This window comes from Streptomyces sp. NPDC039424 (assembly GCF_055639495.1).
This window is the reverse complement of sequence record NZ_JBVKAI010000005.1, coordinates 12,313-34,270: the sequence shown is the minus strand read 5'-3', so window position 1 is coordinate 34,270 and position 21,958 is coordinate 12,313. Positions and strand designations below refer to the sequence as shown.

The window sequence follows — 21,958 nt, the reverse complement described above, 5'->3', positions numbered from 1 at the left end:
GGACGTGAGAAGCATATGGGATGGCGAGGGGTATCGCCAAAACGGTTTACGGGCTCCCGGACGACGAGGGCGAGGAGGGGGAGGAGGGGCCGGGTGAGGAGGTTGTGGGGGTGGGGGTGGCGCCCGGCTGGTTTTCCTTCGGTAGGTGGCGGCTGACCTCGGCCGTCGTCAGGCCGAGGCCGCCCAGCTTGATCGCGTCCCAGGCCTGGAGGCGGTGGGTGTCCCGGTCGAAGTAGAGGATCGACGCCTCGATGGGCGCCGGGTACTTGTGCTCGACGGCGCGCAGACCGCTGCCGCCCGTGGAGCCCTCGATGCGCAGCCGGGTGCCGTGCTTCATGATCTCCGTGCCCTCGTGGTGGAGGTGCCCGGACAGCACCAGGGGCACCTCGCCGTCCGTCTCACGGGCGGCGGAGGGCTCGTGGATCATGGCCACGTCCACCGGCTTCCCGGCCGTCCGCTGGTCGCGCAGGGCGGAGGCGAGGCGGTCGCCCGCCAGCTGCTCCGCGTTGTCGCTGGAGCGGCCCGAGCGGTCGGGGGTGAACTGCGGATCGCCCATGCCCGCGAAGCGCAGGCCCGCGATCGACTCCGCGCGGCCGTCGTCGAGGACGTGGACGTTCTTCATGCGTTCCAGGTAGCGCTGGGTCACCCGGGAGTCGTGGTTGCCGCGGACCCAGACGTACGGGACGCCCAGGTCGGCGATCGGGTCGAGGAAGCCGTTCTCCGCCGCCGAGCCGTGGTCCATGGTGTCGCCGGTGTCGACGATCACGTTCACCTTGTACTGCTCGACCAGCGAGGCGATGATCCGCCAGCTCGCCGGGTTGAGGTGGATGTCCGACACGTGCAGCACCCGGATGGTGGTGGGGTCCGGCTGGTAGGCCGGGAGCGTGGACGTGACGTCGTACAGCTTGGTCACGTTCGTCACCAGACGCGCCAGCTCCTTCTGGTAGACGTCGAACTCCGTCACGATGCTGCGCGCGTTGCCGACGAGCGAGGGCGCGGAGGACAGCAGGCCGGAGAAGCGCGGCTCCAGGACCGACTTGGGGTTGAAGGTGGCGTACGCCGTCGCCCCGGAGGCCGCGAGGAGGGTGAACGCGAGACCGCCGGCCGCCAGTGCGCGGCGCGGGCGGCGGTAGACGGCGAGACCGAGTGCCGTCGCGCCGGAGACCACGGCGACGCAGGAGCGTACGGCCAGGTCGAAGGTGCCGTGCTGGACGTCCTGGGCGATTTCGTCCTGCAGTCCGGAGAGGCGTTCGGGGTGGTCGACGAGGGCCTGGGAGCGGACCGGGTCGAGCTGGTCGACGCTCACGTCGAGGCGGACCGGGGCGACGTGGCTGTCGAGCGACAGCGCGCCGAGCGGCGCGACGTTGATCTTCGTGCCGCCGGTGAGGGAGGGGCGCAGCGTCATCGTCGTGTTCATCGGCCCGACCGGGGCCCGTACGTTGCCCACGATCAGCAGCCCCAGCCAGGCGCCGGCGAGCACGACGGCCGTCAGACCGAGGGCGCGGACCCAGGGGCGGGGCTGGGCGGCGAGTTCGAGCGGGGGGAGGGTGCGGGAGCGTTTCGTGCGGTCGTGGGCTGCGAGGGGGGCGCGGGCCATTGGTGCCGTATGCCCGGGTCCGGGCGTGGATATGCGGCGGTCCTTGAGTCCCGTACGGGGGTGTCGTACCGGACAATGGCCCTGTGCTGGAGATGACGCGCGAGGAGTTCGAGGAGCTGGTCGCCGAGGCGCTCGACCGGATTCCGCCGGAGTTGACGCGGCTGATGGACAACGTCGCGGTGTTCGTCGAGGACGAGCCGCCCGCCGACGATCCCGAGCTGCTCGGGCTGTACGAGGGGACTCCGCTGACCGACCGCGGCGAGTGGTACGCGGGGGTGCTGCCTGACCGGATCACGATCTACCGGGGGCCGACGCTGCGGATGTGCGAGACGCGGGAGGACGTGGTCGCGGAGACCGAGGTGACGGTGGTGCACGAGATCGCGCACCACTTCGGGATCGACGACGCGCGGCTGCACGCTCTCGGGTACGGCTGAGCCGTCCGGAAGTCTTTTCGGTCGGGCCGCGTGTCCTCTTGTGGGCGGCGGGAGTTGGGCAGGTTGACTTCTTCGCTCCGCCCTCGGAGGTGGCCGCCGTGCGCTCCTTGTCCGTACCCGTCCGACTGGCGGCCACGGTGATGGCCCTCGCCGCCGCCTCCGGCTGTGTGAACGTGGGCGAGGACGCGGGCCCGGCCGGCCCCTCGCACTCCGCGGGCCGGCGGGGCGGTGAGGCGTCCGGCGGCGCGGCGGCGGTGTCGGGAGGTGGCGCGGGGCACGGCGGGGTGGCGGGCGACGGCAAGCACGGTCACGGCAGGAAGCGGAAGCGGGGGGAGTCGGCCTCGGCGTCGGCCACGTCGTCGTCGGCGGGCAGTGCCTCCGCGGCTGCTCCGGACAAGCCGGGCAAGAGCGACAAGCCGGGGGATCCGGCACCGCCCAAGGACCAGCCCAGCCCCACCCGGACGGCCGAGCCGACGCCCACACCGCCGCCTCCCCCGCCGCCGCCCGCCTCCTCCGCGCCCCCGTCCGCCGAGCCGTCGTCGTCGGCGCACGAGGAGGCGGGGCCGCAACTGGTGCAGCGGGAGCCTGCGCCGGAGGCCGGGGCGCCGGTGTAGCGGGGCGGGTGTGACGTAGGTCAACGGAGCTCGGTTTGCCTTCGGGGGTGGGGGGTGCGTATGGTGGTAGATCGTTTGATCCCATTTGCCCGGCGCCACTGCAGAGCGCGCCGTGTGGCGCGTACTCTCCCTTGCCGTGGCGGACCGCATAGAGGCGGTCGTAATGCGACTCACGGAGTTGACGGGCGCGTGCCGAAGAGACTCCGGAAGGTTTCGCATTCGCATGTCCATTTCCAGTACTGATCACGTCGTCGTGCCCGAGAACATCGACGCCGAGAACGTCGAGAGCGTCGAGAGCGTCGAGAACGCCGAGCTCCAGGCCGACGACGAGACCAGCACCCCCGAGGTCACCTTCGCGGACCTCGGTCTCCCCGAGGGCGTCGTGCGCAAGCTCGCGCAGAACGGCGTGACCGTCCCGTTCCCGATCCAGGCCGCGACCATCCCGGACGCCCTGGCCGGCAAGGACATCCTCGGCCGTGGCCGCACCGGCTCCGGCAAGACCCTCTCCTTCGGTCTGCCCACCCTGGCCACGCTGGCCGGCGGGCGCACCGCGAAGCACAAGCCGCGCGCCGTCATCCTCACGCCCACCCGTGAGCTCGCCATGCAGGTCGCCGACGCGCTCCAGCCGTACGGCGACGTCCTCGGCCTGAAGATGAAGGTCGTCTGCGGCGGTACGTCGATGGGCAACCAGATCTACGCCCTGGAGAGGGGCGTCGACATCCTGGTCGCCACCCCCGGCCGCCTGCGCGACATCATCAACCGCGGCGCCTGCTCCCTGGAGGACGTGCAGATCGCGGTCCTCGACGAGGCCGACCAGATGTCCGACCTGGGCTTCCTGCCCGAGGTGACGGAGCTGCTCGACCAGGTCCCGGCGGGCGGTCAGCGGATGCTGTTCTCGGCCACCATGGAGAACGAGATCTCCACGCTGGTCAAGCGCTACCTGACCGACCCCGTCACGCACGAGGTCGACAGCGCCCAGGGCAACGTCACGACCATGTCGCACCACATCCTCATCGTGAAGCCCAAGGACAAGGCGCCGGTCACCGCCGCGATCGCCTCCCGCAAGGGCCGCACGATCATCTTCGTCCGCACTCAGCTGGGCGCCGACCGTATCGCCGAGCAGCTGCGCGACGCCGGTGTGAAGGCCGACGCGCTGCACGGCGGCATGACGCAGGGTGCGCGGACGCGGACGCTGGCGGACTTCAAGGACGGCTACGTCAACGCGCTGGTCGCCACCGACGTCGCCGCCCGCGGTATCCACGTCGACGGCATCGACCTCGTCCTGAACGTCGACCCCGCCGGCGACCACAAGGACTACCTGCACCGGGCGGGCCGTACCGCCCGCGCGGGCCGCACCGGCACCGTGGTCTCCCTCTCCCTCCCGCACCAGCGGCGCCAGATCTTCCGCCTGATGGAGGACGCCGGCGTCGACGCCGGGCGGCACATCATCCAGGGCGGCGCCGCCTTCGACCCGGAGGTCGCCGAGATCACCGGCGCCCGTTCGATGACCGAGGTCCAGGCCGAGTCCGCGGGCAACGCCGCCCAGCAGGCCGAGCGTGAGGTCGCCGAGCTCACCAAGCAGCTGGAGCGGGCCCAGCGCCGCGCGGCCGAGCTGCGCGAGGAGGCCGACCGGCTGGTCGCCAGGGTCGCCCGCGAGCGCGGCGAGGACCCGGACGTCGCGGTGGCCGAGGCCCAGGCGTCGGCGGCCGAGGCGATCGAGGTCTCCCTGCCGGAGCAGCCGGCTGCCCAGGACGTCAACCGGGCCGAGCGCGCGGAGCGTCCGGAGCGTCGTGAGGAGCGGGGCGACCGTGGGGACCGGGGCGGGTTCAACCGTGACCGGGACCGTGGTGACCGTGGTGGCCGTGGCTTCGAGCGCCGCGACGACCGCCGTCCGTTCGACCGCGACCGTGACCGTGGGTTCGAGCGTCGTGACGACCGTGGCGGCCGTGGCGGCTTCGAGCGTCGTGACGACCGGGGTGACCGTGGTGGCCGTGGCTTCGAGCGCCGCGACGACCGCCGTCCGTTCGACCGCGACCGTGACCGGGACCGTGGGTTCGAGCGTCGTGACGACCGTGGCGCCCGTGGTGGCTTCGAGCGTCGTGACGACCGTGGCGGCCGTGGCGGTTTCGAGCGTCGTGACGACCGTGGCGGCCGTGGCGGCTTCGAGCGTCGTGACGACCGCCCCGGCTTCCGCCGTGACGACCGCACCGGTCACCGTGGCAGCGACCGTCCCTTCAACCGCGACCGCCGCGACGACCGCCCGGGCTTCCGCTCCGCCGGCCACGACCGCCCCAACGGCCGTCGTGACGACCACCGTGGCACCGGCTCCTTCGGCCGCCGCGACGACAAGCCGCGCTGGAAGCGCAACGGCTGACGCCGATAGGCACTGAAGAAGGGCCCGTACGACTCCGGTCGTACGGGCCCTTTTTCGCCACCGCGTGACGCATGTCACGCCCCCGACGAGGGAATCGCTGGGGACATGACAGAAGATGCGAGAGCGAACGGGCTGTCGGACGAGGAACGGCTTGCCCAGCTCGGATACACCCAGGTCCTCGCCCGCCGTATGTCGGCGTTCTCCAACTACGCCGTCTCCTTCACGATCATCTCGGTTCTGTCCGGCTGCCTGACCCTCTACCTCTTCGGGATGAACACCGGCGGCCCGTCGGTGATCACCTGGGGCTGGGTGGCGGTCGGCCTGATGACCCTGTTCGTGGGCCTGTCGATGGCTGAAATCTGTTCGGCCTACCCGACGTCGGCGGGCCTGTACTTCTGGGCGCACCGCCTGGCGCCGCCCCGCTCGGCCGCCGCCTGGGCCTGGTTCACGGGCTGGTTCAACGTGCTGGGCCAGGTTGCGGTGACGGCGGGCATCGACTTCGGCGCGGCGTCCTTCCTGGGCGCCTATCTGAACCTGCAGTTCGACTTCGAGGTCACCCCCGGCCGGACCGTCCTGCTCTTCGCCGGGATCCTGCTCCTGCACGGCCTGTTGAACACCTTCGGCGTCCGGATCGTCGCCTTCCTGAACAACGTGAGCGTGTGGTGGCACGTGCTCGGGGTGGCCGTCATCGTCGGCGCGCTGACCTTCGTACCGGACCACCACCAGTCGGCGTCCTTCGTGTTCACCGAGTTCGTCGACAACACCGGCTGGGGCAGCGGCCCGTACGTCGTGCTGCTCGGCCTGCTGATGGCCCAGTACACCTTCACCGGCTACGACGCCTCCGCCCATATGACGGAGGAGACCCACGACGCGGCGACGGCGGGCCCGAAGGGCATCGTGAGATCCATCTGGACCTCGTGGATCGCCGGATTCGTCCTTCTGCTGGGCTTCACCTTCGCGATCCAGTCGTACGACAAAGAACTCGCGTCCCCGACCGGCGCGCCCCCGGCCCAGATCCTCCTCGACGCGCTGGGCGCTACCTCCGGCAAGCTGCTGTTGCTGGTGGTGATCGGCGCTCAGCTGTTCTGCGGGATGGCGTCGGTGACGGCCAACAGCCGCATGATCTACGCCTTCTCGCGCGACGGCGCGCTGCCCTTCTCACACGTCTGGCACACGGTGAGCCCGCGCACCCGGACGCCGGTGGCGGCGGTGTGGCTGGCGACCACGGGCGCCCTGTTCCTCGGCCTCCCCTACCTCATCAACAACACGGCGTACGCGGCCGTGACCTCGATCGCGGTGATCGGCCTCTACATCGCGTACGTCGTCCCCACCCTGCTGCGGGTACGCAAAGGGGCCGCCTTCGTGCGGGGCCCCTGGCACCTGGGCCGCTGGTCCCAGCCGATCGGCATCGTGTCGGTGGCCTGGGTCGGCGTGATCACGGTCCTCTTCATGCTCCCCCAGGTCTCCCCGGTCACCTGGAAGACCTTCAACTACGCCCCGGTCGCCGTCCTGGTCGTCCTCGGCTTCGCGGCGGCCTGGTGGCTGGCCTCGGCCCGCCACTGGTTCCTCAACCCCAACCACTCCCGCACCCACGCCCGCGAGGCGTCCCGCGCCGTGGCACCCGAACCGGCCGATCCCTGACTCTTCCGGTCCCTTCCGCCCCGCGACGTCGGCCGGGTCCCCAATACCTGATCGGAGACTCGGCCGCGTCCGGCTATGCTCGGGTAGGCAACATCGCCTGGGCCCTTAGCTCAATTGGCAGAGCAGTGGACTTTTAATCCATTGGTTGTGGGTTCGAGTCCCACAGGGCCTACCGGTGGTGGTCGGGGGTCATGCCTTCTGACCTGCTACGCAGCGCCTGAGCCGGCATCGTCCGGCTCAGGCGCTGTCTTGTCCGGCTCGCGGTGGACCCGTCGGGAGGGCACCGGGCCGTCGCCGCGTCGGGCAGGTCCCGGGCCGGCGGCGAGGACTGACGTACCGCCAGTCGAGGCGCGTCTGGCCCCGAGCAGCCGACGCAGCGCCCGCCGGGCCCGCTCCGGTGCCTCGGGGGCTGCGAAGAGCTGGATCTCCTGGTTCAGGGCGAGGTAGACGCCGACGATCTCGAAGGCGAGCTGCTCCGGGTCGGTGTCGGCCGGCAGGTCGCCCGCGGTGACGGCGGTGCGGGCCTCCTCGGCGAGGCGGCGGCGCCAGACGCGGAACAGGCGGGCCACGGCGTCGCGTACGAGGCCGCCGCGGGCGTCGAACTCGACCGAGGCGGTGGTGAAGAGGCAGCCGCCGGGGAAGCTGTCGCGTTCCGTCGTCAGGTAGGCGATCCAGGCTTCGCACAGGGCGTGCAGCCGGGGCAGGCCGGGTTCCTCGCCCGCCGCGCGCTCCCAGACCGTCCGGGAGAAGACCGCCGAGGCCGCCTGGAGGGTGGCCAGTTGCAGGGTCTCCTTGGTGCCGAAGTGGCCGAGCACTCCGGCCTTGCTCATGCCCAGGTCGGTGGCGAGCCGGCCGATGGTGAGCCCGTCGAGCCCGTCGACCGAGGCGATCGCCATACCGCGCTCCACGATGCGCTCCCGCGTCCTGCGGGCTTCGGCGACGGAGTTGCGTGGGCTCATGTTCGTCATCGTACCGAGCGGGAAAGTATTTAGCGTCCGACCGATCGGTTGCTATATTCCGGGCCGTCCAGCGAGATGACGCCGTCCAACCGAGGAGACCGACCGTGCCGGGAAGCCGTATCACCGCCCTGGGCCACCACCAGCCGTCCCGAGTGCTGACCAATGACGACCTGGCCGCCATGGTCGACACCAGCGACGAGTGGATCCGCCGCCGTACCGGCATCGCCACCCGCCGTATCGCCGCCGCGGACGAGTCGGTCACCGACCTCGCCACGGCCGCCGCGGGCAAGGCGCTCGCCGCGTCCGGCCTCGAACCGTCCGAGATAGGACTGGTCACAGTGGCGACCTGCACGGCGATCGACCGCTGCCCCTCGATCGCCGCCCAGGTCGCGGGCCGCCTGGGCATCCCGTCCGCGGTGGCCTTCGACCTCAACAACGGCTGCGCGGGCTTCTGCACGGCCCTCGCCTGCGCCGACCACTCGGTACGGGCGGGCGCCGCCCGGCACGCCCTGGTCATCGGCGCCGAGAAGATGTCCGACGTCACCGACTGGAGTGACCGCCGTTCCTGTGTCCTGCTCGGCGACGGCGCGGGCGCGGCCGTGATCGGCGCCGCCGAGGACGCCGGGATCGGTCCGGTGGTCTGGGGCTCCGACCCGGCGCGCGCCGACGCCGTGCGCCTGGTCGACGACTGGCACCCGCGCTTCGCCCAGGAGGGCCAGACCGTCTTCCGCTGGGCCACCGGCGAACTCCCCGCCATCGCCCGCGAGGCCTGCCGCCGCGTCGGTCTCACACCCGCCGATCTCGGGGGCGTCGTCACCCACCAGGCCAACCTCCGCATCATCGAGTCGGTCGTACGCCAACTCGACCTGCCCGAGTCCGTGCTGATCGCCCGGGACGTCGTCGACTCCGGCAACACCTCCGCCGCGTCCGTCCCCCTCGCCCTGTCCAAGCTGACGGAACGCGGCGAGCTCCCCTCCGGCGCCCCGGTGCTGCTGCTCGGCTTCGGCGGCGGGCTGTCGTGGGCGGGGCAGGTGGTCGACTGCCCTTGAGCCGGGTGCCGGGTGCTGAGGGTCGATGCCGGGTGCTGTGTGCGTCGGCGCGCCCCCCGTGCCGGGGCGGTCCGTGCCGGGGGTCGTGAGCCCGCCGGGGTGGGCGGACCGCCGCGCGGGTGTCGGGGCGCGTCTGCTCGGCGCGTAGGAGGCGGGTACGCCGATGGGCGCGGCCGGCCCGGGCGGTCCGGCGCAGGCGGGGCTCGCCCGGGTTCGGTACCGGCGGCCTGAAGTGCGGCACCGGCCCGGGCCGCCCGAGCCTCTCGCTCAGCCCGCGCTGAGCTCCGTCAACTCGCCGAGCGGCAGGGTGTGCTGGGTCTGCAGGACCTTCGCCCGGAGGTAGCGGACGTTGTGGGCGGTGGTGAAGACACCCGTGGGCACCCGGTCGCGGACGTCGATGCCGAGGCCGCGCAGCTGGTCGGCCTTGTCGGGGTTGTTGGAGAGCAGGTCCAGCTCCGAGATGCCGAGCGCCCGGAGCATCTGCCCGGCCGCCGTGTAGTCGCGGGCGTCCTCCGGCAGGCCGAGGGCGGCATTGGCCTCGTACGTGTCCAGGCCCTGGTCCTGGAGGGCGTACGCGTCGAGCTTGTTGTACAGGCCGATGCCGCGGCCCTCCTGGCGGAGGTAGAGCAGCACGCCGCCGCGGTCGGCGATGCGCTCGACGGCCTCGCGCAGCTGGGGGCCGCAGTCGCAGCGGGCGGAGCCGAAGACGTCCCCGGTCAGGCACTCGGAGTGCAGGCGGACCAGGGGGGTGGCGCCGGGGGCCGGGGTGCCGAGGACGACGGCCACGTGTTCCTGGCCGTCGGCCAGGCCGTGGAAGGTGACCAGTTCGGTGTCGACGCTGTAGCCGTCGTGGAAGCGCAGCGGTACCCGGACGCGGGCGCGCGGGGTGGCGGCGGGGGTGTCGGGCATGCGGGTTCTCCGGGTCCGGTGGTCATGGCCGGATGCTGCTTCAGATTTGAAGCAGATCCTCGGCGGGAACCCTACTCCATGCTTGAAATTTGAAGCAACGGGAAATCCGAGAAAGGTCACGAACAGGGCGGCGAGGAGCGGCGGCGCCACGGCACCTCGTCGGGCGCGGGCCGGGACGCCCCGTCCCCCTGGAGCGCCCGCACGATCCCCTCGCAGATCTCCTCCAGCTGTTCCACCTGATCCGGCGCGAGGTGGTCGAACAGCGAGGCCCGGACGGTCTCCACATGGCCGGGCGCCGCACGCTCCAGTACGGCCATCCCCTCGTCGGTGAGGGCGGCGACACTGCCCCGCTTGTCCCACCGGCAGCTCTCGCGGCGCACCAGCCCGTCCTTCTCCAGCCGGGTCACCGCGTAGGTCAGGCGGCTGCGGGTGATCTTCAGTGCCTCGGCGAGTTCGGTCATACGCAGGCGGTGTTCCGGTGTCTCGGACAGGGTGGCCAGGATGGAGTAGTAAAGATGCGGCATGCCCGCGTCCTGCTGGAGCTGCCGGTCCAGCGCGTCCTCCAGGAGATGCGTCGCGGCCACGTACGCGCGCCAGGCGCGCTGCTCCTCGGGGGTGAGCCAGCGGGTCGTCATGCGGCCAGTGTAGGTTTGTTTCAAACTTGAACCAAGAGCCATGTCCGTCGGCCTGCCACCTGGCGGCTTTCTGTCCACCTTCCGCCCGCCTTCTGCCCGCCTTCGTCCGTCCTCGGAAGAGAGTGCGTCGATGCCCCGTCCGTACGTCCTGCTGTCCGCCGCCGTCTCCCTCGACGGCTACCTCGACGACACCGGCCCCGACCGGCTGCTGCTCTCCAGCCCGGCCGACTTCGACCGGGTCGACGAGGTACGGGCGTCCGTGGACGCGATCCTGGTCGGCGCCGGCACCATCCGCGCCGACAATCCGCGGCTGCTGGTCAACTCGCCCGAGCGGCGGGCGGCCAGGCTCGCCGCAGGGCAGGCCGAGTACCCCCTCAAGGTCACCGTCAGCGGCTCCGGCGACCTGGACCCGGACGCGAACTTCTGGCACACGGGCGGCGAGAAGGTCCTCTACACGACCGACGAGGGCGCCGAGCGGGCCCGCGCACGGCGCCTCGCGACCGACGTCGTCCCGCTGGGCGCCGACCTCGACTGGCCGGCCGTACTCGATCATCTGTACGCGGTGCGCGGGGTGCGGCGCCTGATGGTCGAGGGCGGCGGAACCATCCACACGCAGCTGCTGCGGCAGGGCCTGGCCGACGAGCTGCACCTGGTCCTGGCCCCCCTGCTCGTCGGCGACCCGGCCGCGCCCCGCCTCTTCGGGCCCGGGGGCTACCAGGCCGGACGGCTGCGGCTGCTGGAGGCGCGGCGCATCGAGGACGTCGTCCTGATGCGCTACGAGCCCACCGCGCCCGGCACCGGCGCCGCGGCCGCCGCTGCCGACCGCCACTGGCTGCGGATCGCCTGCGAGCTGGCGGCGCTGTGCCCGCCCTCCGAGACGGCGTTCAGCGTGGGGGCGGTGGTGGTGGCCGCCGACGGGACGGAGCTCGCGCGCGGTCACTCGCGGGAGGGGGGCGATCCCGTGGTCCACGCGGAGGAGGCGGCGCTGGCCAAGATCCCGGCCGGCGACCCCCGGCTGGCCGACGCCACGGTGTACAGCAGCCTCGAACCGTGCGCCCGCCGGACCTCCCGGCCCGCGCCGTGCGCCCGGCTGATCCTCGACGCGGGAGTACGCAGAGTGGTCACGGCATGGCGGGAGCCGGACACGTTCGTCGCCGGGGCCGACGGGAGCGGGCTGCTGGCGGCCGGCGGCGTGGACGTGGTCGTCCTGCCGGAGTACGAGGCCGCGGCGAAGGAGCCGAACCGGCACCTGCCGAGCTGACCGCGAGCACGTGCGGGCACGGGCGGAAAACCGCAGGTCGAAAACCCGTGTACGAGCTGTCCTGCGCATGGCGTACACTGGAGTCACAACGACGCGGGGTGGAGCAGCTCGGTAGCTCGCTGGGCTCATAACCCAGAGGTCGCAGGTTCAAATCCTGTCCCCGCTACTGAAGGCTCAGGGCCGGGATCCAGTACATGGATCCCGGCCCTGAGTGTTTTCCCCCGGCGGCCTCCGCCCCCTGGCGCGCGAAGCAGTCAACTCGCCCGGTTTTCACCGGTGATGGCCGGTAAGGTCCCCTGTGAAAACGTTAATGATCAAGTGGAACAGCTTGGAAACTGACAGGTAGGTCTATTAACGTTCGATAACGCAGCGCGGTCGTCCCAGCCGTCACCCGAGACGGCTCCGTGCGCACTGCCGAATCCCGCGAGGGAACCGGGGAACCACCACCTTGGGGTGAATCACGCGTACACCATCGTGAACTCACGTTGAGTCCACGAGAGATATACGCGCGTAGGAGACCTTCCCGCTCCGAACCCGTCAGCTAACCCGGTAGGCGATACGGAAGGAAAGGAGCACGCCCGCGTGGCGTCAAACCGGCCTGCCCCCACCGCCCCGTTCGTGCCGAGCCAGCGCACCGAGACCTTCGGCTACGGCGAGTACCGCACCGACGAGGGCCCCTGGGAGGAGTGGAACCCCACCGAGGAGTCCCTCCCCCCGGTACGCGGCCGGCACCGCGTCAGCAAGCAGCGCGGCGGCGGACTCGCCCGCAGCTCCACCGTCCTCGGCGTCGGTGTCATAGCCGCCGTCGGCGCGGGCGGTATGGCCAGCGCCAACACCGGCAAGCCGCCGGTCTCCATCTCCCTGCCCGACATGGCGTCCGTCAGCTCCCTGCTGAGCGACGACGCCGGCGGCGCCAAGGCCGAGGCGGCCACCCTGACCCACGTCGGCGTGGCCTCCGCCGGCACCGACGAGGGCACCACCGACGCCGGCGAGGCACTGCGCAGCCGGATCATGGCCCAGGCCGAGCTGCAGCAGAGCCAGGTCGCCGGCAAGGCCACCGCCCGCGCCATGGCCGCCGCCGAGAAGCAGTCCGCCGAGGCGGCCGCCAAGGCGGAGAAGGAGGCCGCCGCCAAGGCCGCCGCCGCCAAGGAGAAGGCGGAGGACGCCGCCGAGAAGCAGGCCGAGGCCGACCGCCTCGCCAAGCTGGCCAAGCAGTACACGCTGCCGACCTCCTCGTACACGATCACCTCGACCTTCGGCCAGGCCGGCGCCATGTGGTCCTCCGGGTACCACACCGGCCTCGACTTCGCCGCGCCGACCGGCACGCTGATCAAGGCCGTCCACAGCGGCACGATCACCGAGGCGGGCTGGGCCGGTTCCTACGGCTACCGCACGATCCTCACCCTCGACGACGGCACCGAGCTGTGGTTCTGCCACCAGTCCTCGATCAACGTCAAGGCCGGTCAGAAGGTCGGCACCGGTGAGGTCATCGGCCGCGTCGGCGCCACCGGCAACGTCACCGGCCCGCACCTCCACCTCGAGGTCCACCCCGGCGGCCAGCCCACCGGCATCGACCCGATGGCGTGGCTGCGCGGCAAGGGCCTCACCCCCTGACCCCCACCTCCGGTCCCTGGCGGCCTTGACGACAACCCCCCGACGTCAGGGCTGCCGGTTTCCCCGTATGCGGAATGCCTGCCACCGGTTCGGTCGTTGAATCAAGGCATGACTTCTCCCCGCAAACTCGGCTCCTCCGACCTCCAGGTCTTCCCGCTCTCCCTCGGCGGCAACGTCTTCGGCTGGACCGCCGACCAGGCGCAGTCCTTCGCCGTCCTCGACGCCTACGCGGCGGCCGGCGGCAACTTCCTCGACACCGCCGACTCCTACTCGGCGTGGGTCGAGGGCAACGAGGGCGGCGAGTCCGAGACCATCATCGGCAACTGGGTGAAGGCCCGCGGCAACCGCTCCGACGTCGTCATCGCCACCAAGGTCAGCCAGCACCCCAAGTACCCGGGTCTGACCGCCGACAACATCAGGGCCGCGGCCGACGCCTCCCTGCGCCGCCTCGGCACCGATCACATCGACCTGTACTACACCCACTTCGACAAGACCGAAGTCCCCGTCGAGGAGATCATCGGGGCGCTCGACGGGCTGGTCCGGGCGGGCAAGGTCCGGCACATCGCCGCCTCCAACATCACGCCGGAGCGACTCCAGGAGTCCCTGGACTTCTCCGAGTGCGAGGGCTTCGCCCGGTACGTGGCGCTCCAGCCGCACTACAACCTCGTCTCGCGCGACACCTACGAGGGCCCCCTGCGCGACGTCGCCACCCGCGCCGGCCTCGCGGTCGTCCCCTACTTCTCCCTCGCCTCCGGCTTCCTCACGGGCAAATACCGCCCCGGTACGACCGTGGACAGCACCCGGGCGGCCGGTGCCGCCAAGCACCTGGAGTCCGAGCGCGGCAGGCGGGTCCTCGCCGCCCTGGACGAGATCGCCGCCGCGCACGCCGTCCCGGTCGCCACCGTGGCCCTCGCCTGGCTCGCCGCCCAGCCGACGGTCGCCGCCCCCCTCGCCTCGGCCCGCACGGTGGACCAGCTGCCGGCCCTGCTCGGGGTGGCGGAGCTGGAGCTCACCCAGGAGGAGCTGAAGAGGCTCACCGAGGCGTCGGCGTAGGACCAGGCCCTAGGCCGTGTCCGCAAAGTCCCGCCTGCCCCGCGACGCCTAGGTTCGGTACGGGTTGTACGCCGGATGGGCGACGTAGGGATACCCGTACCCGGACCCGTATCCGTACGCGCCCTGCACCCCGTACACCGGCCAGGGCGCCGGGACCACCGGTGCCGACGTCCGCGCCGCGTACTCCAGCGCGGGCCGCGCCACCTGCCGGCGGCTCCACAGCTCGTGCAGCAACTCCTGCTCCCGTACGACGAAGTCGGCGCCCGCCCGCCCGCGCCGCCCCCGGTGCCGCAGGAACGCCAGGGACGTCGCATAGGCCTCGTACTGCTCCACGGCGCGTGCCGCGGGCCTGCCGAGGTGGTGGCGGGCGTAGTCGCGGGCCAGCCGCCGCGCCCGCATCGAGCCCAGCGCGAACGGCTCGCCCGGACCCAGCCACCCGGCGAGGACATAGGCCGGCAGCTCCTCGCGCACGGTCCGCAGCTCGCGCTGCCGCGTCCAGATCACCAGCCAGGTCAGCAGGCCGAACGCGGGCACCATGAAGGTCCCGTACACGGCGAAGAAGCCGTACTCGCCGAAGGTCGAGGAGCCGTTCCAGAACGCGTGCATGCTCATCGCGAGCAGCAGCCCGCCGAGCGGCACCAGGACGCGCCGCACGTGCTGCCGGTCGGCCGAGAGCGCGGCGATGCCGAAGCCGATGCCGGTCAGGACGGTGAACAGCGGGTGCGCGAACGGGGACATGATGACGCGCACGAAGAAGGTCGCTGCGGTGACGGAGGCGATGCCGCGGTCGCCGCTGAGCTGGTCGGTACCGAAGGCGGTTCCGAGGTAGAGGATGTTCTCGGTGAAGGCGAACCCGGTGGCGGTGACCCCGGCTATCACCACGCCGTCCACGATCCCGGTGAAGTCCCGTCTGCGGAAGAGGAAGACGAGCAGGACGGCGGCGGCCTTGGCGGACTCCTCCACGACGGGCGCTATGACCGTCGCGCCGAGGGTGTCGGCGCCGGACGGGTCGGCGGTGGCCGTGGCTATCCACCGGGTGGCGAAGCTGTTGGCGACGATGGCTATCAGCGCCGCGGCGCAGGCGCCCCAGGCGAAGGCGAAGACCATGTTCCGCCAGGGCCCGGGTTCGACCCGGTCCAGCCACCGGAAGGCGGCTATCAGCAGCGGGACGGGCAGCACGGCCAGTCCGAGACCGACGAGGAACCCGTCCGTGCCGGTCTGCCGCCGCACGAGCGCGAGGATCACCAGCCCGGAGAGCGCGAGCAGGGTGATGAGCGCCCCGTAGCGCACCCACCGCCGCTGCCACCAGTGCGGGTGCCGCCTCACCCCGCCGGCGGGGCCGGGGGGCTGCGTCGGGTACGGGGGACTGGTGGTCACGGCATGGCCCTAACGAGATCGACCCTCTTCTTCCGGAGCTCTTTATCGCTCGCGACGCTGTACGCGGCGGAAGAGCAGATCATTCACCACATGACCCTTCTCCAGCCCCTGCCCCTCGAAACGGGTCAGCGGCCGGAAGCCGGGCCGGGGCGCGAAGCCGCCGTCGGACCGGGTGTTCTCGAAGTCCGGGTGCGCGTTCAGCACTTCGAGCATCTGTTCGGCATACGGTTCCCAGTCGGTCGCGCAGTGCACGATCGCCCCCGGCTTCAGCCGGGTCGCGGCCAGACTGAGGAACTCCGGCTGGATCAGCCGCCGCTTGTGGTGCCGCTTCTTCGGCCAGGGGTCCGGGAAGTAGACCCGCAGCCCGTCGAGCGAGTCCGGCGTGAGCATCTCGCGCAGCAGGATGATGGCGTCGCCGTTGCCGACCCGGATGTTGGACAGCCCGTTCCGGTCGGCCAGATTGAGCAGGTTGCCCTGCCCGGGGGTGTGCACGTCCACGGCGAGGATGTTGGTGTCGGGGTCCCCGGCGGCCATCCGCGCGGTGGCCTCGCCCATCCCGAACCCGATCTCGAGCACCACGGGCCGGTCGTTCCCGAACAGCTCACCGAGATCGACGCCCCGCTGCCCGTCGATGTCCAGGCCCCACTTGGGCCACAATCGCTGCAGCGCGTCCGCCTGCCCCGCCGTCACCCGGCTCCGCCGGGGCTGGAAACTCCGGATCCGCCGCTCGAAGTGCGAACCGGCGGGATCGGCCTTGGGCCCGTCCGGAAAGCGGGGCTCCCCCTTGGCCCGGCTGTGCCGGATGGACCCACCGGGGGCGGGAAGCGGGGTGCCGGGGGTTTCGGGGGTGTTCAACGAGTCAGACACAGTGAGGTCGATTTTAGTGGAGCCCCTGGCGAGGGTCACCGTGCCGAGTCCAGCACGGCCAGTGCCCGCCGGGCCACCGACCTCCCGATGGGCAGCGAAGCGGTGGCCGCGGGCGACGGCGCGTTCAGCACATGCACCGCCCGTGCCCCCTCCCGGATCAGGAAGTCGTCCACCAGCGTCCCGTCCCGCAACACCGCCTGCGCCCGCACGCCCGCGGGCGCCCGCACCAGGTCGTCCTCCCGCACCACGGGCAGCAGCCTGCGCACCGCCTCGGTGAACGCCCCCTTCGACGCCGACCGCCGAAACTCCCCGAGCCCGTACCGCCAGTGCCGCCGGGCCATCGCCCACGCCCCCGGCCACGCCAGCGTCCCCGCCACCTCCCGTGGCCGCACGACCCCCCAGCCGTACCCCTCCCGGGCCAGCGCCGGCACCGCGTTCGGCCCGATGTGCACACCGCCGTCGATCCCGCGGGTGAGATGCACCCCGAGGAACGGGAACGCCGGATCCGGCACCGGATACACCAGCCCCCGCACCAGTTCGGGCCGCGCCAGCTCGTAGTACTCCCCCCGGAACGGCACGATCCGCATGCCGGGCTCGTCCCCGGTCAGCCGGGCCACCTCGTCGCAGTACAGCCCGGCGCAGTTCACCAGCACCCGCCCCCGCACGACGTCCCCGGCCGCCGTCCGCACCGCGACCCCGAGCTCCGGGCGCCGGTCCACCCGGACCACCCGCGCCCCGTACCGGATCTCCGCCCCGGACGCCTCGGCCAGCTGCCGCGCGACCCCGCCGAAGTCGCACACGCCGGTCGTCCCGACGTGTATGGCCGCGAGTCCGCGCACCTCCGGCTCGTACTCCTGAATCTGGGCCGGGCCCAGCTCCCGTACCGGAATCCCGTTCTCCCGGCCGCGCTGCACGAGCGCGTGCAGCCGGGGCAGCTCCTCGCGCTCGGTGGCGACGATCAGCTTGCCGGTGACGGCGTGCGCCACCCCGTACTCCGCGCAGAACTTCACCATCTCGGCGGCGCCCCGCACCGCGTACCGGGCCTTCAGGGACCCGGGCCGGTAGTAGATCCCGCTGTGGATGACGCCGCTGTTGCGGCCCGTCTGGTGCCGGGCCGGGCCCGGCTCCTTCTCCAGCACCGTCACACGCGTGCCCGGCGCCGCACGCGTGATCGCGTACGCCGTCGACAGGCCGACGATCCCGCCCCCGACCACCAGCACGTCACAGTCGTACGCGATCTCCCGCACCTGCCGCGCCACCTGCACCACCTCCCGGTTCCGATAGTGCACTGCGCCACTGACAATGCCCTCAAACCCGGGAGGCCCGGGTCAGGCCGGAGCCATCAGCAGGGGCCGGGCGCGCTCGCGGAGCTCGACCACGCGCGGTTCGTCGCCGTACGGCTCCAGCCGGTGCAGGAGATCCTTCACATACTCGGTGGTGCGCGCCGAGGAGATCCGCCCGGCGACCTCGACCGCCCGTACGCCCTGCTCGCAGGCCGCGTCCAGATTGCCCGACTCCAGCTCGGCGACGGCCGAGACGACGAGCCGGAGCCCGTGCGAGCGCACGAACTCCTCCGTCGGCTTCGACAGCGCCTGCTCGGTGAAGCGGCGGACCTGGCGGGGTGCCTTCAGATCGCGGTAGCACTCGGCGGCGTCGGCGGCGAAGCGGTCGTAGCCGTAGAAACCGAGCCAGGACGGGTCCTGGTCGCCGTCGCGGGACCTTTCCAGCCAGCCCTCGGCCGCCTTCAGGGCCGCCCCGGCCGCCTGGGCGTCGCCCGCGCGTGCGTGCGCGCGTGCCTCGACCAGGCGGAAGAAGCTCATGGTGCGGGCGGTGGCCAGACCGCGGTTGCGCTCCAGGGCGGCCTGCGCGAGGTCGACGCCCTCGTCGCCGAAGCCCCGGTAGGTCGCCTGCAAGGACATGGAGGCCAGCACATAGCCCCCCAGCGGAACGTCCGCCGCCGCCCGCGCGAGGCGCAGCGCCTGGATGTAGTAGCGCTGGGCGGCCTCCTGCTGGCCGGTGTCGAAGGCCATCCAGCCCGCCAGGCGGGTGAGTTCGGCGCTGGCGCCGAAGAGAGCGCGGCCGACCTCGTCCGAGTACGAGCCGAGCAGCAGTGGTGCCGCCTCCACCCGCAGGCACTCGGGCACCATGGACGAACGCCAGTCGCCGCCTCCGTATTTGGAGTCCCAGCGCCTGGCGTCCTCGGCTGCCTCCCGCAGCTTCTGCACATCGCTGTGGCCGACTTTGATCGGTGCGCCGGAGCCCTCGGTGGGGTTCGCGTCCCGCGCGACCGAGCTGTCGGCGGGGGTTATCAGCCACCGTGAGGCGGGCGTTGCGTATGCGCTCACCGCGAACGACCCGGCCAGTGACTGCCAGATGCCGCCGGCGCCGGACCGGCGCCCGGCGAGGTCGAGACGGTACAGCTCCGTCGCCGTCCGCACCGCCTGTCCTACGTCCCTGGGGAAGGCGAGGCCCACTTCGGGCGCGGGATCCGCGTCCGCCAGGCCGATCTCGTGGAGCGGCACCGGGCGGCCGAGCTTCTGGCCGATGGCTGCGGCGATGAGATGCGGCGCGGCACCCTGCGGCACCATGCCCTTCGACACCCAGCGCGCCACCGACGTCTTGTCGTAGCGAAGAGTCAGACCACGTTGGGCGCCAAGGTCGTTGACGCGTCGCGCGAGGCCTGCGTTGCTGATTCCCGCGAGGGCGAGAACGGTGCCGAGTTTTTCGTTCGGCCCGCGTTGCTCCCTGGACATGCGCCACCCCTCGACACAGACGGCTGCCGCGCTGGCATAACCACGCGGCATTCGTAAACCCAGCGTAGTTCGCCGCATCCCAAGCGTTAAGGGGCATTCTTCCGGATGGCGGGATTGTGGTCCGTACGTGAGCGCGCGCCCTGTACGCACCGTGCACGGGCTGTCGCGGCGTGCCCCCGCCGTGTGGCCGTGCGCCTGTGCGTGCGCTCTTCTCCGGCCACCCGGCAAGCGGTTCCATGGCTCGTGCGTGGGTCGGCCCGCTGTACTGGATCCAGTGGGCTGGGGGACACCGCCACCTACATCCCCGCGGGTGGCGGACCGGTCCGGGAGGCGATGCCCGCCTCCCGGACTGTGCGCTGTTCTGTGCGCTGCGCAGAACATGTACGGAGCGTGCGCAAGCCTGCCTGCGCCGTGCCGAATTGGCCGAAAATCGACCCCGCCTCCAACGGGCGATCATCGCTCCTACCACGGTAGTTGAGGGCGCGAAGGGCGTTTTCGGGGAGCGTTTTGGGGGCGCATTCGTGCCGCAGTCGCCGTGCGGTGTACGGAGGTTGGCCTTCGTGCGGGCACGCGCGCGCAGTCGCGCCGATGGGATCAAAGGCGGCGCCGTCGCCCCTCGGGGGCGCGTTCTTCATGGCAGCATGGACCCGGTTCGTACGGTGCACTGGTTGTCCACAGTCTGTGGAGGCGTCCATGCGGTGGTTGGTGGGATGGAGCAGCACCGCCGCCGGGGCCGCCGGAATCGGCTCCGCCGGCGCCGCCGGGGACGACGGCGAGACCGTCCACCCGGTCGGCTCCCAGCTCCTGTGGGGCGACCCGGATCCCCTGTGGGCGGTCGGCGACTGGCGCCCGGACGAGGTGCGCGTGGTCAAGGCCGACGCGCAGAACCGCATCGCCGTCCTGGGCACCTGCGGCGCCTCCGACGAGGAGCTGCGGCTCGGCCTGTTCACCGCGCGCGGGGGCGCGCTCAGGCATCTGACGACCTGGCCCGGCAGCTACACGGCCGTCGTCCAGGTCGGCCGCCGCGTCACCGTCTGCGGCGACCTCGCGGGCGCCCGCCCGGTGTTCCACACCCCCTGGGCGGGCGGCACGGCCTATGCCACGGCCGCGCTGCCGCTCGCCGACCTCATCGAGGCCAACCTCGACTTCGGCCACCTCGCGGCCCTGCTCGCCGCCCCTGACGTACCGGCCGCGCTGTACGACTCCACGCCGTACGACGGCGTGCGACGCGTTCCGCCGGGGCACGCACTGATCCTGCGCGCCGGGGCGCGAGAGATCGCCGGGTACGAGCCGGTCGCCTCCCTCGCGGTGGCGGCGCCGTCCGCCGACCCCGACAGCGCGGTGGACGCGGTGCGCGACGCGCTGGTGGACGCGGTCCGGGCCCGCCTCTCCGCGCCCCGGCACGTCCCCGGCGCCGACATCGACCCCGGCCCGGTGCCCGGCATGGGACCCGCCGAGCGGCGGGCCGCGCGCGGGATGCCCGTACCGGGGATCGGCGCCGACCTGTCCGGCGGCCCGGCGTCGGGCACCCTCGCCCTGCTGGCGGCAGGGCTGCCGGGTATGCCCGGCACGGTCCTGGGCCACGGCACGGGCGCGGGCGAGCGGCTGCTGGCCGTCACCTTCAACGACCTGGCCGTGGGCGGCCGGGAGGCGGAACTGGAACGCGCGGGGACGCTCGCGGCCAACCCGCGCCTGCACCACGTGGTGGTGACCGGCGACGAGGAGGTCCTGCCCTACGCCGACCTGGACGGCCCGCTCACGGACGAGCCCGGCCCGTCCCTGATCGCGGCGGCCCGCCATCGCGCGCGCCTGGCCGCCGGCAGCGCGGACCACTTCACCGGACACGGCGCCCGCCAGGTCCTGGACGCGCACCCCGCCCGCCTGGCCGACCTGCTGATGGACCGCAAACGACGCCACCTGGTGCGGCCGGTCGCCGCGCTGGCCAAGGCCGACGGTTCGGTGCTGGTCCCCGCGCGCGTGTACAGCGCGGCACGGCGGCTGGCCCGCACCCCGTACCGAACCGGTGTGGAGGCGCTCGCCGAGCGGCTGCTGCGCCGCCGCTTCGACGAACCGGGAGGCGCGGTCGGCGCGTCCCTCGCGGCACTCACCTGGGCCAGACCCGGCCCGGCGGCCCGCTGGCTGACCGGGGAGGCACTCGCTGAAGTATCGGTTCTGCTGCAGGGTGCGGCCCACCGCTCCGGCGTGGGCCCCGGCCAGCGCCCCGGCGACTACCGCGCGCGTGCCGCACTCGCCCGCTACGCGGCGGACATCCGGGTCCTCGAACAGGCCGCCGAGATCCGCTTCCAGCGCCTGCACACCCCCTTCCTCGACAACCAGGTCGTCCGCGCCTGCCGCGCCCTCCCCGAAGCCCTCCGCGTCCGGCCCGGGGCACGCGCCGACATCCTGCGCACGGTCCTGGAGGGCACCGGCATCACCGACCTCCCGCCCGGCTGGGGCGCCCCCTCCCACGCCTCCTCGGCCGCCGCCGCCCGCACCGGCCTGAGAGTGGCCGCCGACTCCCTCGTCTCCCTCTTCGCCACCCCCCTGCTCGCCGAGGCCGGTCTGGTCGAGGCCCGCGTCGTCCGCAAGGCCCTGCGCGGCGCGGCGGCCGGCGAACCCCTCCCCCTGGACGGCCTGGCCGACCTCGTCTCCCTGGAACTGTGGCTGCGCCGCCTGCTCTCCCGCCGCGGCACATGCTGGACGGGGACACCGGCACGCGCGCGTGCGGTGCCCTCCGGGATCACACCGAGGCGCGGGGCGCTGGCCTCGGGCGGCTGAGGTCCGTCAACACGCCCGCGCCGCCCGTCGGACGGCGCAGCAG

At 72.4% G+C, this 21,958-nt stretch carries 16 protein-coding genes, 2 tRNA genes, 1 pseudogene and 1 riboswitch; of the genes and pseudogenes, 11 read left to right on the top strand and 8 right to left on the bottom strand.

Annotated features, from left to right (window positions below; genetic code table 11):
- Positions 1 to 46: 46 nt before the first annotated feature.
- Positions 47 to 1,597 carry a metallophosphoesterase family protein gene (locus ACZ7L0_RS14395; RefSeq protein WP_471242777.1) on the bottom strand — a complete coding sequence of 517 codons (1,551 nt, stop codon included), beginning with the start codon at positions 1,595 to 1,597 and terminating at the stop codon, positions 47 to 49.
- Positions 1,598 to 1,680: 83 nt separating this feature from the next.
- Here ACZ7L0_RS14395 and ACZ7L0_RS14390 point away from each other — a divergent pair, with 83 nt between their 5' ends.
- The 5 genes from ACZ7L0_RS14390 (at position 1,681) to ACZ7L0_RS14370 (ending at position 6,832) form a co-directional block, all read left to right on the top strand.
- The gene (locus tag ACZ7L0_RS14390; protein WP_059249887.1) at positions 1,681 to 2,031 is read left to right on the top strand and encodes a metallopeptidase family protein; all 351 of its coding nucleotides are present in this window, start codon (positions 1,681 to 1,683) and stop codon (positions 2,029 to 2,031) included.
- Between the two features lie 98 nt (positions 2,032 to 2,129).
- Positions 2,130 to 2,645 carry a hypothetical protein gene (locus ACZ7L0_RS14385; RefSeq protein ID WP_471242776.1) on the top strand — a complete coding sequence of 172 codons (516 nt, stop codon included), beginning with the start codon at positions 2,130 to 2,132 and terminating at the stop codon, positions 2,643 to 2,645.
- 223 nt (positions 2,646 to 2,868) lie between these two features.
- Positions 2,869 to 5,019 (top strand): DEAD/DEAH box helicase, encoded by a 2,151-nt coding sequence (locus tag ACZ7L0_RS14380; RefSeq protein WP_471242775.1) that lies wholly within the window; start codon positions 2,869 to 2,871, stop codon positions 5,017 to 5,019.
- Positions 5,020 to 5,124: 105 nt separating this feature from the next.
- Entirely contained in the window at positions 5,125 to 6,660 is a 1,536-nt protein-coding gene (locus ACZ7L0_RS14375; protein ID WP_471242774.1) for an amino acid permease, read from the top strand.
- Between the two features lie 99 nt (positions 6,661 to 6,759).
- A tRNA-Lys gene (locus tag ACZ7L0_RS14370) sits at positions 6,760 to 6,832 on the top strand.
- A 187-nt stretch (positions 6,833 to 7,019) separates the two neighbouring features.
- Here the strand turns inward: ACZ7L0_RS14370 and ACZ7L0_RS14365 are convergent.
- A pseudogene (locus ACZ7L0_RS14365) lies at positions 7,020 to 7,619 on the bottom strand (TetR/AcrR family transcriptional regulator); the annotation flags it as partial.
- A gap of 104 nt (positions 7,620 to 7,723) precedes the next feature.
- On the opposite strand from ACZ7L0_RS14365, the gene ACZ7L0_RS14360 reads away from it, so the two are divergent.
- The gene (locus ACZ7L0_RS14360; protein ID WP_471242773.1) at positions 7,724 to 8,668 is read left to right on the top strand and encodes a beta-ketoacyl-ACP synthase 3; all 945 of its coding nucleotides are present in this window, start codon (positions 7,724 to 7,726) and stop codon (positions 8,666 to 8,668) included.
- Between the two features lie 267 nt (positions 8,669 to 8,935).
- Here ACZ7L0_RS14360 and ACZ7L0_RS14355 read toward each other — a convergent pair whose 3' ends face one another.
- Both ACZ7L0_RS14355 and ACZ7L0_RS14350 read right to left on the bottom strand, forming a co-directional pair.
- A complete protein-coding gene (locus tag ACZ7L0_RS14355) occupies positions 8,936 to 9,577 on the bottom strand; it encodes a GTP cyclohydrolase II (protein WP_471242772.1) in 642 nt (213 codons plus the stop codon).
- Positions 9,578 to 9,693: 116 nt separating this feature from the next.
- Entirely contained in the window at positions 9,694 to 10,212 is a 519-nt protein-coding gene (locus ACZ7L0_RS14350; RefSeq protein WP_471242771.1) for a MarR family winged helix-turn-helix transcriptional regulator, read from the bottom strand.
- A gap of 130 nt (positions 10,213 to 10,342) precedes the next feature.
- On the opposite strand from ACZ7L0_RS14350, the gene ACZ7L0_RS14345 reads away from it, so the two are divergent.
- The 4 genes from ACZ7L0_RS14345 (at position 10,343) to ACZ7L0_RS14330 (ending at position 14,140) form a co-directional block, all read left to right on the top strand.
- Complete coding sequence (locus ACZ7L0_RS14345; RefSeq protein ID WP_471242770.1) at positions 10,343 to 11,473, top strand: dihydrofolate reductase family protein; 1,131 nt, start codon at positions 10,343 to 10,345, stop codon at positions 11,471 to 11,473.
- A 92-nt stretch (positions 11,474 to 11,565) separates the two neighbouring features.
- A tRNA-Met gene (locus tag ACZ7L0_RS14340) sits at positions 11,566 to 11,639 on the top strand.
- A 236-nt stretch (positions 11,640 to 11,875) separates the two neighbouring features.
- Positions 11,876 to 12,044: riboswitch (cyclic di-AMP (ydaO/yuaA leader) on the top strand.
- An 11-nt stretch (positions 12,045 to 12,055) separates the two neighbouring features.
- Entirely contained in the window at positions 12,056 to 13,087 is a 1,032-nt protein-coding gene (locus tag ACZ7L0_RS14335) for a M23 family metallopeptidase (protein WP_471242769.1), read from the top strand.
- Positions 13,088 to 13,195: 108 nt separating this feature from the next.
- On the top strand, positions 13,196 to 14,140 hold the full coding sequence (locus tag ACZ7L0_RS14330; protein ID WP_471242768.1) for an aldo/keto reductase: 945 nt from the start codon (positions 13,196 to 13,198) through the stop codon (positions 14,138 to 14,140).
- A gap of 48 nt (positions 14,141 to 14,188) precedes the next feature.
- On the opposite strand, the gene ACZ7L0_RS14325 is transcribed toward ACZ7L0_RS14330, so the two are convergent.
- The 4 genes from ACZ7L0_RS14325 to ACZ7L0_RS14310 are packed head-to-tail and all read right to left on the bottom strand — an operon-like array spanning position 14,189 to position 19,137.
- On the bottom strand, positions 14,189 to 15,517 hold the full coding sequence (locus ACZ7L0_RS14325; protein WP_471242767.1) for a PrsW family intramembrane metalloprotease: 1,329 nt from the start codon (positions 15,515 to 15,517) through the stop codon (positions 14,189 to 14,191).
- A gap of 42 nt (positions 15,518 to 15,559) precedes the next feature.
- Positions 15,560 to 16,384: a tRNA (guanosine(46)-N7)-methyltransferase TrmB gene (gene trmB / locus ACZ7L0_RS14320; RefSeq protein WP_471242766.1), complete on the bottom strand. Its 825-nt coding sequence runs from the start codon at positions 16,382 to 16,384 to the stop codon at positions 15,560 to 15,562.
- Between the two features lie 35 nt (positions 16,385 to 16,419).
- Complete coding sequence (gene lhgO, locus ACZ7L0_RS14315) at positions 16,420 to 17,673, bottom strand: L-2-hydroxyglutarate oxidase (RefSeq protein ID WP_471242765.1); 1,254 nt, start codon at positions 17,671 to 17,673, stop codon at positions 16,420 to 16,422.
- Positions 17,674 to 17,712: 39 nt separating this feature from the next.
- Positions 17,713 to 19,137, bottom strand: coding sequence for an MFS transporter (locus ACZ7L0_RS14310; RefSeq protein WP_471242764.1), 1,425 nt, complete (start codon positions 19,135 to 19,137; stop codon positions 17,713 to 17,715).
- A gap of 693 nt (positions 19,138 to 19,830) precedes the next feature.
- Here ACZ7L0_RS14310 and ACZ7L0_RS14305 point away from each other — a divergent pair.
- On the top strand, positions 19,831 to 21,915 hold the full coding sequence (locus ACZ7L0_RS14305; protein ID WP_471242763.1) for an asparagine synthase-related protein: 2,085 nt from the start codon (positions 19,831 to 19,833) through the stop codon (positions 21,913 to 21,915).
- The last annotated feature ends 43 nt before the right edge of the window (positions 21,916 to 21,958 follow it).

Excerpts from the sequence above, each read along its gene's own strand:
- ACZ7L0_RS14355 (WP_471242772.1), bottom strand. The coding sequence starts at position 9,577 with ATGCCCGACACCCCCGCCGCCACCCCGCGCGCCCGCGTCCGGGTACCG.
- ACZ7L0_RS14375 (WP_471242774.1), top strand. The coding sequence starts at position 5,125 with ATGACAGAAGATGCGAGAGCGAACGGGCTGTCGGACGAGGAACGGCTT.
- ACZ7L0_RS14380 (WP_471242775.1), top strand. The coding sequence starts at position 2,869 with ATGTCCATTTCCAGTACTGATCACGTCGTCGTGCCCGAGAACATCGAC.
- ACZ7L0_RS14395 (WP_471242777.1), bottom strand. The coding sequence starts at position 1,597 with ATGGCCCGCGCCCCCCTCGCAGCCCACGACCGCACGAAACGCTCCCGC.
- ACZ7L0_RS14345 (WP_471242770.1), top strand. The coding sequence starts at position 10,343 with ATGCCCCGTCCGTACGTCCTGCTGTCCGCCGCCGTCTCCCTCGACGGC.
- ACZ7L0_RS14350 (WP_471242771.1), bottom strand. The coding sequence starts at position 10,212 with ATGACGACCCGCTGGCTCACCCCCGAGGAGCAGCGCGCCTGGCGCGCG.
- ACZ7L0_RS14330 (WP_471242768.1), top strand. The coding sequence starts at position 13,196 with ATGACTTCTCCCCGCAAACTCGGCTCCTCCGACCTCCAGGTCTTCCCG.
- ACZ7L0_RS14310 (WP_471242764.1), bottom strand. The coding sequence starts at position 19,137 with ATGTCCAGGGAGCAACGCGGGCCGAACGAAAAACTCGGCACCGTTCTC.
- ACZ7L0_RS14305 (WP_471242763.1), top strand. The coding sequence starts at position 19,831 with ATGCGGTGGTTGGTGGGATGGAGCAGCACCGCCGCCGGGGCCGCCGGA.